11 protein-coding genes and 1 tRNA gene are annotated in these 11,463 nt (G+C 74.5%); 7 read left to right on the top strand and 5 right to left on the bottom strand.

The annotated features are described in order from the left end of the window. Positions 1-196: 196 nt before the first annotated feature. Entirely contained in the window at positions 197-1,147 is a 951-nt protein-coding gene (locus tag AA0005_RS14720) for a DUF808 domain-containing protein (protein ID WP_413450880.1), read from the bottom strand. A 129-nt stretch (positions 1,148-1,276) separates the two neighbouring features. Between AA0005_RS14720 and AA0005_RS14715 the strand changes: the two genes are divergently transcribed. The 3 genes from AA0005_RS14715 to AA0005_RS14705 are packed head-to-tail and all read left to right on the top strand — an operon-like array spanning position 1,277 to position 3,693. Beyond that, positions 1,277-2,251, top strand: a complete 975-nt coding sequence (locus tag AA0005_RS14715; RefSeq protein WP_413450879.1) for a zinc-dependent alcohol dehydrogenase — start codon at positions 1,277-1,279, stop codon at positions 2,249-2,251. Beyond that, positions 2,252-2,638 carry a 6-pyruvoyl trahydropterin synthase family protein gene (locus AA0005_RS14710; protein ID WP_413450878.1) on the top strand — a complete coding sequence of 129 codons (387 nt, stop codon included), beginning with the start codon at positions 2,252-2,254 and terminating at the stop codon, positions 2,636-2,638. It abuts the gene before it with no gap. A gap of 2 nt (positions 2,639-2,640) precedes the next feature. Continuing rightward, positions 2,641-3,693 (top strand): glycosyltransferase family 4 protein, encoded by a 1,053-nt coding sequence (locus AA0005_RS14705; RefSeq protein ID WP_413450877.1) that lies wholly within the window; start codon positions 2,641-2,643, stop codon positions 3,691-3,693. On the opposite strand, the gene ribA is transcribed toward AA0005_RS14705, so the two are convergent. From ribA to orn, 4 genes are all read right to left on the bottom strand, one after another. After that, a complete protein-coding gene (gene ribA, locus AA0005_RS14700) occupies positions 3,667-5,079 on the bottom strand; it encodes a GTP cyclohydrolase II (RefSeq protein ID WP_413450876.1) in 1,413 nt (470 codons plus the stop codon). The genes AA0005_RS14705 and ribA overlap by 27 nt on opposite strands. A 54-nt stretch (positions 5,080-5,133) precedes the next feature. Then, the gene (locus AA0005_RS14695) at positions 5,134-5,799 is read right to left on the bottom strand and encodes an HAD family hydrolase (protein WP_413450875.1); all 666 of its coding nucleotides are present in this window, start codon (positions 5,797-5,799) and stop codon (positions 5,134-5,136) included. Between the two features lie 62 nt (positions 5,800-5,861). Beyond that, positions 5,862-5,934: transfer RNA gene (locus tag AA0005_RS14690), tRNA-His, on the bottom strand. A 74-nt stretch (positions 5,935-6,008) separates the two neighbouring features. After that, positions 6,009-6,650, bottom strand: a complete 642-nt coding sequence (gene orn, locus AA0005_RS14685) for an oligoribonuclease (protein ID WP_413453106.1) — start codon at positions 6,648-6,650, stop codon at positions 6,009-6,011. A 204-nt stretch (positions 6,651-6,854) separates the two neighbouring features. On the opposite strand from orn, the gene AA0005_RS14680 reads away from it, so the two are divergent. The 4 genes from AA0005_RS14680 to AA0005_RS14665 are packed head-to-tail and all read left to right on the top strand — an operon-like array spanning position 6,855 to position 11,423. After that, on the top strand, positions 6,855-7,898 hold the full coding sequence (locus AA0005_RS14680; RefSeq protein ID WP_413450874.1) for a hypothetical protein: 1,044 nt from the start codon (positions 6,855-6,857) through the stop codon (positions 7,896-7,898). Then, positions 7,895-9,475, top strand: coding sequence for a hypothetical protein (locus AA0005_RS14675; RefSeq protein WP_413450873.1), 1,581 nt, complete (start codon positions 7,895-7,897; stop codon positions 9,473-9,475). Before AA0005_RS14680 ends, AA0005_RS14675 begins: the two co-directional genes overlap by 4 nt. After that, positions 9,472-10,200, top strand: a complete 729-nt coding sequence (locus AA0005_RS14670; RefSeq protein WP_413450872.1) for an ABC transporter ATP-binding protein — start codon at positions 9,472-9,474, stop codon at positions 10,198-10,200. The genes AA0005_RS14675 and AA0005_RS14670 overlap by 4 nt, the downstream gene beginning before the upstream one ends. Beyond that, on the top strand, positions 10,197-11,423 hold the full coding sequence (locus AA0005_RS14665) for an ABC transporter permease (protein WP_413450871.1): 1,227 nt from the start codon (positions 10,197-10,199) through the stop codon (positions 11,421-11,423). Before AA0005_RS14670 ends, AA0005_RS14665 begins: the two co-directional genes overlap by 4 nt. Positions 11,424-11,463: the final 40 nt, after the last annotated feature.

The raw sequence follows: 11,463 nt of genomic DNA, 5'->3' as shown, positions 1-11,463 counted from the left end.
TGACCCGGCTCGTCCGGTGACAGTGCGGGGTTGTTCCAGGGACAACCTGGGTGCCACATAGGCGTCTGGTCCGGGTGTCGATCAGGTCCGGGGCCTTGACGTCGGCGGCCGGTCGGCGATCCTGCGCCCGCTTGTGGCACCCTCCCCGGTGACCCCTGTCGACGCCGAGGGGGCTGGAGAATCCGGCTGTCGGTGATCAGTGGGCGGCGGCGTCCTTCTTCTTCCGGGGGACGAGGTGCATGACGACGACGGCGAGGGCGCCGACGATGAGCCCGACGACGGCGGAGGCCAGCGTGTCGACGAGCCAGGTGACGAAGCCCTGCAGCGCGCCCAGCCCGCCGGCGACCGCCTCCTCGAGGTGGTGGACGAGCTCGTAGGGGGCGTGCCAGCCGAGCTCGTCGACCCCGACGAGCAGGATGTGCCCACCGACCCACAGCATCGCGATGACACCGACGACGGACAGCACCGCGAGGACCTTCGGCATCCCCTTGACGAGGCCCCGGCCCACCTTCTGCGAGAGAGTCGAGTCCCGCTGCGCCATGCGCAGCCCGATGTCGTCCATCTTGACGATGAGCGCGACGACCCCGTAGACGAGCGCGGTGATCCCGAGCGCCACGACGACGAGGATGATCGCCCGGTTGAGCAGCGGCTCGTCCGCGACCTCGTTGAGCGCGATGACCATGATCTCGGCGGAGAGGATGAAGTCGGTCTTGATGGCCGAGCTGACCATCCTGTTCTCGTGGTCCTCGCCCTTGGCCGCGACGGGCTCGGCCGTCTTCTCCTTGTGGTGCCCGGTGACGTACTCGTAGAGCTTCTCCGCGCCCTCGTAGCTGAGGTAGAGCCCGCCGAGCATGAGGATCGGGGTGAGCAGCCACGGGACGAACTGGCTGAGCAGGAGGATCGCCGGGAGGATGAACAGGAGCTTGTTGCGCAGGGAGCCGCGGGCGATCCGCCAGATCATCGGCAGCTCGCGCTTGGCAGTGAAGCCGTGGACGTAGCGCGGGGTCACCGCGGCGTCGTCGATGACGACGCCCACCGCCTTGGCGCTCGCGCGGCCCGCTGCGGCACCGATGTCGTCGACCGAGGCCGCGGCGATCTTGGCCAGGGCGGCGATGTCGTCGAGCAGTGCAGCTAGGCCACCGGCCATGGGATCTCACTTCCGTTCACGAGGGCGCACGCGCGCCGCTGGTCAGCGAGAGCATAAGTGCTGCACGGGCCGGGGGCGCGCGTGCCCGTTCGCGCCGGCCCGCACCCGGCGGGCAGGATGGGCCACGTGATGGCAGAGGCGTACTGGACGGTCGGTCCCGAGCGGGGAGAGATCCGACAGGCGCCCCTCGACCCTCCCGACGCCGGTGAGGTTCTCGTCCGCACGCTGCGCTCGGCGATCAGCCGCGGCACCGAGACGCTCGTCCACCGCCACGCCGTCCCCGAGGCCGTCCGCCCGCTCATGCGCGCGCCCTTCCAGGAGGGTGACCTCCCCGGGCCGGTGAAGTACGGCTACCTCTCCGTCGGCGTCGTCGAGGACGGCCCCGACGAGCTGCGCGGCCGGCGGGTGTTCTGCCTCCACCCCCACCAGACCCGGTACGTCGTCCCCGCCACCGCCGTCGTCCCCGTGCCCGACGACGTGCCCACCGACCGTGCCCTCCTCGCCGGCGCGGTGGAGACCGCCGTCAACGCCCTGTGGGACGCCGCCCCGCGGCTGGGGGACCGGGTCGCCGTCGTCGGGATGGGGATGATCGGGGCGTCCGTCGCCACCCTCCTCAGCGGCTTCCCGCTCGAACGGCTCGAGGTGGTCGACGTCGACCCGAGCCGCCAGGAGCTCGCCGCACGTCTCGGCCTGACGCTCGTGACGCCGGAGGACGCGACGGGCGACTGCGACGTCGTCGTCCACTGCTCGGCGAGCGAGGCGGGGCTCGCCACCGCCCTGCGCCTGGCCGGTGAGGAGGCGGAGGTCGTCGAGCTGTCCTGGTACGGCACCGACGCGCCCCGGGCGCCGCTGGGGGAGGCCTTCCACGCCCGGCGGCTGACCCTGCGCGGCAGCCAGGTCGGCGCCGTCAGCGCCGCCCGCCGCGCCCGCCGCACCACGACCGACCGGCTGGGGGTGGCACTCGACGCGCTGCGCGACCCGCGCTTCGACGCCCTTCTCACCGGGACCAGCGACTTCGCCCGGCTGCCGGAGGTCATGGCGGACGTCGCCTCCGGCCGGCTGCCCGCCCTGTGCCACGTCATCCGCTACCCCGAGGAGAGCTGAGTGTTCAGCGTGACGGTCCGCGACCACATGATGGTCGCCCACAGCCTGCCCGACCCCTTCTTCGGCCCCGCCCAGGGGCTGCACGGGGTCACCTACGTCGTCGAGGCGACGTGGTACCGGCCCGAGCTCGACGAGCACGGGGTGGTCATCGACATCGGCGCCGCGACCGAGCGGCTCGGTGAGGTGACCGGCGCGCTGCGCTACCGCAACCTCGACGAGCTCGAGGAGTTCGCCGGCGTCGTCACGACGACCGAGGTCGTCGCCCGGCACGTCGCCCACCGCCTCGCCGAGGGCCTGGACATGACCCCGTACACGGCCCTGGAGGTCACGCTGCGCGAGCACCCCGACGCGTGGGCGACCTACCGTCTCGAGCTCCCCGGGAGCTAGCCGTGCCGGCGCTGCGGCTCGTCGTCCCGGCCCGCGGGGCCGGACCGAGCGGCGGGGACGTCTACGACGCGCAGCTCGCGCGCGCCTGGGAGGCGGCGCACGGACCGGTCGAGGTCCGTGCCCTGCCCGGCCCCTGGCCGCGGCCCGGGCCCGCCGACCGGGAGGCGCTGCGCGGGGCGCTGGGCACCTCCGGCACGGTCGTCGTCGACGCCCTCGTCGGCAGCGCCTGCCCCGGGGAGCTCGCCGAGGCCGTCGCCGCGGGGGCGCGGGTCGTCCTCCTCGTCCACCTGCCGCTGCCCGCGGAGGCGGGTCTGCCGCCCGCGGAGGCGGACCGGTTCGCCGCGCTCGAGTCCCGCACCGTCGACGCCGCCTCCGCCGTCGTCACGACGAGCCGCTGGGCGGCCGCCGACCTCGTCCGCCGCTACGGCCGCGCCGACGTGCTCGTCGCCGAGCCCGGCGCCGAGCGCGGACCGGTCGCCGGCGGCAGCCGCCCGCCGCACCTCCTCGCGCTCGGGGCGCTCACCCGGGCGAAGAACCACGCCGTGCTCGTCGCGGCACTCGACGCCGTGCGGGACCTGCCGTGGCGGGCGACCTTCGCGGGGCCGTCCGGTGCGCAGCCGGAGGTGGCCGCGGAGGTCGCGCAGGCGCTGGACGCTGCGGGACTCGCCGGTCGCGTAGCGCTGCCCGGCGCCGTCACCGGGGAGGAGCTCGAGGCGCTGTGGCAGCGCACCGACCTGCTGCTCGTGCCCTCGCTCGTCGAGACCTACGGGCTCGTCGTCATCGAAGCCCTGGCCCACGGCGTCCCCGGCGTCGTGGCCGAGGGCACGGGGGCCGTCGAGGCACTTGCCGGGCGCCCCGGCCCGCTCACCGGCGGCGCGCCAGGTACGGCAGTGCCGGCCACCGAGGCCGAGGCGTGGACCCGGGCGCTGCGCCGCTGGCTGACCGACGCGGACCAGCGGACCGCGTGGCGGGCGGCCGCCCGCGCGCGCCGGGAGGAGCTGCGCACGTGGGCCGACACCGCGGCGGACCTACGGCGCGGGCTCGGCCTCGACTGAGCGCAGCGCCCGCAGGTCGAGCTCGGTGCACACGTCCTCGCCGAGGACGAAGCGGCGGGTGCGGGTGCGCAGGGCGTCGGCGAGCAGCTCGGAGCCGGTGAAACGGACCCCGGGCACGCCGTCGCCGATGAGCACCGGCGCCGTCGTGAGGAAGAGGCGGTCGAGGACACCGGCGTCGAGGAAGGCGGAGACGATGCGGCCGCCGCCCTCGACGAGCACCCGGCCCAGGCCCCGCTCGCGCAGCAGCTCGAGGACGCGGGACGGGTCGGCCGGGCCGTTGTCGTCGAGGCGGAGGACCTCGACGTGCGGGGCGAGGTCACCGGGGACGGTGGCGCCCGGGCCGACGAGCCACAGGGTGGGCGCGGCGCCGTCGGTGAGCACGTGGGAGTCGAGCGGCGTGCGGGCCCGCGGGTCGAGGACCACGCGGACCGGGTGGGCGCCGGGGACGGCGCGCACGGTGAGGCGGCAGTCGTCCGCGGTCACCGTCCCCACACCGACGACGACGGCGTCGACGAGCGCCCGCAGCCGGTGCAGGTGCTCGCGGTCCTCCTCGCCGGTGACGAACTCCGCGTCCCCGGTGCGCGAGGCGATGAAGCCGTCCAGGCTCTGGCCGAGCTGGGCGATGACGGCGTGGGAGCCGAGCGCGACGAGCGGGCCGTAGCGGTCGACGAGCTCGTGGGCGGCGTCCTCCGGGGCGACGACCGGCACCGCACCGCGCAGCAGCGCGTCCCAGGCGTCCTCGGCGGCCGGGCGGTCGTGCCGCATCCGGGCGCGCTTGGTCGCGAGGTAGGCCTCGTTCTCCGGGTGGGCCGGGACGATGAGGCTGACCCGCTCGACGACGTCGACACCCAGGGCGGTCAGCGCCTCCTCCTTGGCGGGGTTCGAGGACAGCAGCCGGATCCGCTGCACGCCGAGGTCGCGGAGGATCGCCGCGGACTGGTCGTAGCTGCGGGCGTCGGCGCTGTGCCCGAGGGCGAGGTTGGCGTCAACAGTGTCGGCGCCCATGTCCTGCAGCGCGTAGGCGCGCAGCTTCTCGAGCAGGCCGATGCCGCGACCCTCGTGGCCGCGGACGTAGACGACGGCGCCCTCACCCTCGGCGGCCACCGCCGCGAGGGCGGCGTCGAGCTGCTCGCCGCAGTCGCAGCGCCACGAGCCGAAGGCGTCACCGGTGAGGCACTCGGAGTGGACCCGCACGAGCGGGGTGGTGCGCGGATCCGGGTCGGTCAGGCCCATGACGAGGGCGACGTGCTCGGTGCCGCCGGCGTCGCGGAAGCCGAGCATCCGGAAGGCACCGTGCCGGGTCGGCAGGACGGTCTCGACCTCACGCTCGACCACGGCGGGCGGCTGCGCGGCCAGGGGTTCGGCGCGCTCCTCGAGCTGGGACATCGATTGATCCTTCCTTCACCGGTCGGGCGACCTCGCCACTCTAGACGGGACCACTCACAGCGCGGCGAGGCTCGGCGCGGCCGCCACGGCACCCGCGGCGAGCAGCTCCGCCCGCCGCGCGGGGTCGGGGGACAGGCCGATGCAGGGCATCCCGGCCGCCGTCGCCGCGTGGACGTCGCTGGCAGAGTCGCCGACCATGACGCCGTCCGCGGGCCTCACGCCGGCGCCGTCGGCCGCGGCCAGCAGCGGCTGCGGCGAGGGCTTGAGGCGGTCCAGGCGCTCCGGGTCACGCCCGTGGACGGGCAGTCCGGCGAGGAGCACCCCGCCCTTGGCGAGGACCGCGGCCGCCGCCTCCGGTGCGTTGTTCGTGACGACGGCGACGGCGGTACCCCGGTCGAGGCAGGCGGTGACGAAGGTCTCTGCACCGGCAGCCAGCGGTGCGCCGGCCGCGGCCGTGAGCTCCCGGTCCGTGCACCACCGCTCCACGGCGCGCCCCACGTCCGGGCCCCGCTCGGCGACGAGGCGAAGGAGCTGGACGTGGTCGGTCTCGGCGGCGAGCTCGTCGTCGGGCTCGAGACCGAGCGAGAGAGCGAGCTCCAGCGCGCCGGCTGTGACCCGCAGGTACTCCTGGCCGGGCAGCAGCCGGGTGAGCGGCCCGTCGAGGTCGAGCACCACGAGCCGTCGGGAGCTGAGGAGCGCTCGTGCCGCGTCGTCGTCCACGGCGCGATCGTACGGGGGAACGACCGAGGCCCGGACCGTGACGGTCCGGGCCTCGGGCTCGGGGTGAGTGACGGGACTTGAACCCGCGACATCCGCGACCACAACGCGGCGCTCTACCAGCTGAGCTACACCCACCATGCGCGCCTCAGCGAGACGCAGCAGTCACCCACTCTAGCCGGTGGATCCCGGCGGTGTGGAATCCGGACGGCTCAGGGAGCGGTGATGCGTGTCTCACCGGAGGTCTTGGCGGCCGCCTTCGCGGCCAGGCGCTCGACCTCCGCCGCGGTGGGGCTGGCCATGACGGCCTCGGCAGCGGCCTTGACCGTGGGCGTGTCCGGGCCATCGCCCTCGGGCCACAGGGCGGCGCGGTAGTAGCGCAGCTCGTCGATGCTCTCGAGGATGTCCGCCAGCGCCCGGTGACCGCCGTGCTTCTCCGGGGAGTTGAAGTAGGCGCGCGGGTACCAGCGGCGAGCCAGCTCCTTGATCGAGGAGACGTCGATGATCCGGTAGTGCAGGTGGGCGACGAGCTCGGGCATGTCGCGCTCGAGGAAGGTGCGGTCGGTGCCGACCGAGTTCCCCGCCAGCGGCGCCTTGCGGGGCTCCGGGACCCAGCGACGGACGTAGGCGAGGACCTGCTCCTGCGCGTCGGCCATGGTGAGCCCGCCGTCGAGCTCCTCGAGGAGACCGGAGGTCGTGTGCATCTCGCGCACGACGTCGCCCATCTGCTCGACGGCGCCGGCCGGCGGCGCGATGACGAGGTCGATCCCCGCGTCCACCGGCTTCAGCTCGGAGTCGGTGACGACGACGGCGACCTCGATGAGCGCATCGCGGCTGAGGTCCAGCCCGGTCATCTCGCAGTCGATCCAGACGATCGGGTCCTTGACGGTTCGCGCAGGCACCGTCCCACTGTAGGTGGTCGCGCCGCGGCCGTTACCGAACGGAGACCGGTGCGGCGAGGAAATCCACCCTAGGGATGACGTGATCGTCGACGTCTGCTCACTACCGTGAGCCCGAGTGGCTCGCAACTCGTGCGGGCCTCGTCCGAGGAGATGCCCATGCGCCCCCGACGCGTTCTCGCCGCCGCCGTCGCCGTCGCAGCACTTGCTGCCTGCTCAGGAGGCCCGGCCTCCGAGGACGGCGAGCTCAGCTGGGAGGACAGTCCGCTCGACGAGGCGCTGGGTGCCCTGTGGGGCAGTGACCAGAGCCCGGAGGACCTCGAGCGCGAGCAGGTCGAGCAGAACCGCGAGATCGAGGAGATGGTCGCTGCCTGCATGGCCGAGGAGGGCTTCGAGTACACGCCGGTCGAGCAGGACATGGGCACCGTCGTCACCGACGACGAGGACTGGAACACCGAGGAGTGGGCCCAGCAGTACGGATACGGCGTGACCACCGACCCGTGGTCGGAGGAGGTGTCGGACGAGCCCGAGGAGGAGTGGACCGACCCCAACGAGGACTACGTCGCCGGCATGTCCGGCTCCGAGCAGGAGGCGTACTACGAGGCGCTCTACGGCCCGCCGACCATGGAGGACGAGGAGTGGGTCGAGGGCGAGGAGATCGTCGAGGAGTACAACTGGGAGGAGGGCGGCTGCCAGGGGCGCGCCTACCACGAGGTGTACGAGGGGGAGGAGGACTCGTGGTCCGACCCCGCCTTCACCGAGTTCTTCGAGGCCATGGACAAGCTCTACGAGGACGCCGAGAACGACTCGCGCACCCGTGAGCTCTACGAGGAGTGGGCCACCTGCATGGCCGACGCCGGGATCAGCGGCATGACCACCCCCGTCGAGGCCACCGACCACTTCTACACGGAGTACGACAAGCTCTACACGGAGGCCGACGCGCAGATCGACTGGGACAACCTCGACTGGGAGGCCCTGGAGGCCTCGGGCACCGACCCCGTCCGCGACATCATGGAGGAGATGGGGCTGGCCGAGCTGCGTGAGCGGGAGATCGCCACCGCCGTCGCCGACTACCGTTGCCAGGAGGAGATCGACCTCGAGAGCCGCTCCCTCGAGATCCGCTTCGAGCTCGAGGAGGAGTTCGTCGAGACCTACCAGGCGGACATCGACGCGCTGCTCGCCGCCCACGGGCAGGACGCGTGATCCGGCGCCGGCAGCGCCCCGACGACGCGGAGGAGCCGGTCCTCGACCTGCCTGCTGCCCCCGAGGACGAGCTGCCGCCCGAGGTCCGGGCGCCCCGGGCCAACCGGACCATCGTCGTCGTCGCGGTGACCGCCGTCGCGAGCCTGGTGGCCGGGATCCTGGTGAGCAACCTCGTCATCTCACCGGCGCAGCGCGCCGCGGAGGCCGCACCCCCGGAGGCGGGGCTCATCACCGTGCCGGTGGAGGAGCGTGAGCTGTCCACCGACCTCACGCTGCGCGGCGACGCGCTGTACGACGACCCCGTCGCCGTCAGCATCGAGACCACCGACATCGGCGGGCCCGCCGTCGTCACCGGCCAGGTGCCCGCCGTCGGCGACGTCGTCGAGGCGGGGCAGGTCGTCATGGAGGTCGCCGGCCGCCCGGTCATCGTGCTGCCCGGTGAGCTGCCCGTCTACCGCACGCTGCGCGTGGGCAGCTCCGGCCCGGACGTCACCCAGCTGAAGAACGCGCTCCACGCCCTCGGGATCAACGCGGGCAACCGGGAGTCGGACGTCTTCGACGCCGCCACGGCCGCCGGCGTCGACGCCCTCTACCAGCAGGCCGGGTACTCCTCGCCGCTCGCGGAGGAGGGCGCCGACGAGGCGCTCGCCGCCGCCCGGGAGGGGCTGCGGATGGCCGAGGAGGCCTACGCCCAGGCGCAGGCCGAGGTCGGCCGCGCCGCCGGCGGGCCCCCGCCCTCCGAGCGGCTGCGGCTCGACACCGCGGTGGCCCGCGCCGAGCGCGCCGTCCAGCTCGCCGCGCCGGAGGGGGCCGAGGCCGTCACCCAGGCGCAGGAGGAGCTCGCCGTCGTCCGCGCCGAGCGCGAGGAGGCGCTGGCCGCCCGCGACACCTCGGTCGAGCGCGCCGCCCGCGACGCCGCCGCGACCGCCGTCGAGGAGGCCGCGCGCGCCCTGGAGGAGGCGCGCAGCAACGCGATGACCCCGCTGCCCGCGGCCGAGGTCGTCTACGTCGACACACTGCCCCGGCGGGTGGACTCGGTGACGGTCCGCCGCGGGGACACCGTCAGCGGAGAGGCGCTGACCATCTCCGGTGCCACCCTGCAGGTCCTGGCGAGCGTCTCCGCCGCCGACGCCGCTCTCGTCGCCGAGGGGACCACCGCCTTCCTCGCCGTCGGCGAGGAGGAGATCGAGGCGACCGTGACCGAGGTCCGCACCCCCACGCGCCGTCCCGAGGGCGGCGGCGAGGGCGAGGGTGAGGGCGACGGCGGGTCGAGCGGTGGCGGCGACCGCCGCGAGCTGGTCCTCGTCCCGGTCGAGATCAGCGAGGAGCAGCGCGCCGCCGTCGTCGGCGACAACGTCCGCGTGACGATCCCCCTCGAGTCGACCGGCGGTGAGGTCCTGGCGGTCCCGGTCGCCGCGCTGACCGCCGGGCCCGGCGGGGAGAGCCGCGTGGAGGTGGACCGCGGCGGTGAGCGCACCGAGATCGTCGTCGTCGAGACCGGGCTCGCCGCCGACGGCTACGTCGAGGTGAGCGCCGAGGGCCTGGCGGCCGGGGACCTCGTGGTGGTGGGCCGGTGACGGCCACCCGCGAGGACCCTGCCGCGCTTGCCGACGACGCCGGGCAGGCGCCGCCCGTCGTCGACCTCCGCGAGGTCTCCCGCTCCTTCCCCGGCCCGCCCGCGGTCACCGCGCTGCACCCGGTCTCGCTCCGGGTGCCGCGCGGGGAGTACCTCTCGATCGTCGGGCCCTCCGGCTCGGGCAAGTCGACGCTCCTCAACCTGCTCGGCCTGCTCGACCGGCCCTCCGCCGGTGAGTACTGGCTCGACGGCATCCCCACCCACACGGTGGGGGAGCGCGAGCGCACCGCCCTGCGCGGCGGCCTCATCGGCTTCGTCTTCCAGGCCTTCCACCTCCTGCCGCACCGCACCGTGCTCGAGAACGTCCTGCTCGCCACGATGTACTCCGGCGTGCCGCGGGAGGAGCGGCTGCGGCGGGCCTACGGCGCGCTGCAGCGCGTGGGCCTCGAGCACCGCATCGGCTTCCGGCCCACGACCCTCTCGGGAGGCGAGCGCCAGCGGGTGGCCGTCGCCCGCGCCGTCGTCACCGCCCCGCGGCTGCTCCTCGCCGACGAGCCCACCGGCAACCTCGACACCGCCACGTCCGGCGAGGTCCTCGACCTCTTCGACGAGCTCCACGCCGACGGCCTCACCCTGCTCGTCATCACCCACGACGACGCCGTCGCCGCCCGCGCGCAGCGCCGGGTGCGGATCACCGACGGCGTGCTGCGCGAGGTGACGGCGTGAGGGGCGGCAACGGTTTCGGTGCGCGGGACCTGCTGCGCGAGTCCGCGCACGGCATCGGCGCCCGCCCGGGCAAGCTCGCCCTGACGATCCTCGGCACGGTGCTCGGCATCGCGGCCCTCGTCGTGACGATCGGCATGGCCCAGACTGGCGGCGGGCAGATCGCCCGCCAGTTCGACGCCGTCGCCGCCACCCAGGTGGTCGTCACGCCCGGCACCGCGGAGGGGGCGGGCGGCACGAGCCGCTCGCGCACCGCCCTGCCGTGGGACAGCCCGGAGCGGCTCGAGCGGCTCAACGGGGTCGAGGCCGCCGCCCTCCTGGCCGAGCTCGACCCCGGGGACCGCCGCATCACCTCCGTGCCGCTCGTCGACCCGGCTGCGGCCACCCAGGCGCAGCCCACGCTCGTCGCGAGCTCGGCCGAGCTGCTGCCCGCGCTGCGCGGCGAGCTCGCCACCGGCCGCATGTTCGACGCCGGGCACGACGCCCGCGCGGACCGCGTCGTCGTCCTCGGCTCGGGCGCGGCCCAGCGGCTGAGCGTCAACCGGGTGGACTCCCAGCCCGCCGTCTTCATCGGCGAGGAGGCCTACACCGTCATCGGGATCATCGACGACGTCGCCCGACGGCGCGACGTCCTCGACGCCGTCATCCTCCCGCTCGGCACCGCCCGCGCCGACTTCGGTCTCACCGCGCCGAGCGAGGTGCAGGTGCGCATCGCCGTGGGCGCCGGGCCGCTGCTGGCCGAGCAGGCACCGCTCGCGCTGTCGCCGAACACGCCGGAGAACATCACCGTCCAGGCACCCTCCCTGGGTAACGCGCTGCGGGAGAACGTCCAGGGCGACATCAACGCGATCTTCCTCGCCCTCGGCGGGGTGGCGCTGCTCGTGGGAGGCCTCGGCATCGCCAACGTCACGCTGCTCGGGGTCATGGAGCGGGTGGGGGAGATCGGCCTGCGGCGGGCGCTGGGCGCGAGCCGCCGGCAGATCGCCACGCAGTTCATCGCCGAGTCGGTGACGATCGGCCTGCTGGGCGGCCTCATCGGTGCCTCGCTCGGCGCCTTCGCGGTGGTGGGCATCAGCGTGGTGCAGGAGTGGACGCCGATCCTCGACCTCTGGCTGGTCGCCGGCTCGGCCGCGCTCGGCGGGGTCATCGGCCTGCTCGCCGGCGCCTACCCGGCGCTCAAGGCCGCCTCCCTCGAGCCCGTCGCCGCCCTCCGCGGCGGCCTCTGACCCACCCGCCCGAGCCCACCGCGCCGCCGACAGCACACTT

The sequence above is a fragment of the Georgenia phoenicis genome (assembly GCF_047302425.1).
GTDB lineage: Bacteria > Actinomycetota > Actinomycetes > Actinomycetales > Actinomycetaceae > Oceanitalea.
Note: the sequence above shows the minus strand (reverse complement) of the source record. Positions and strands in the feature narration are given on the sequence as shown.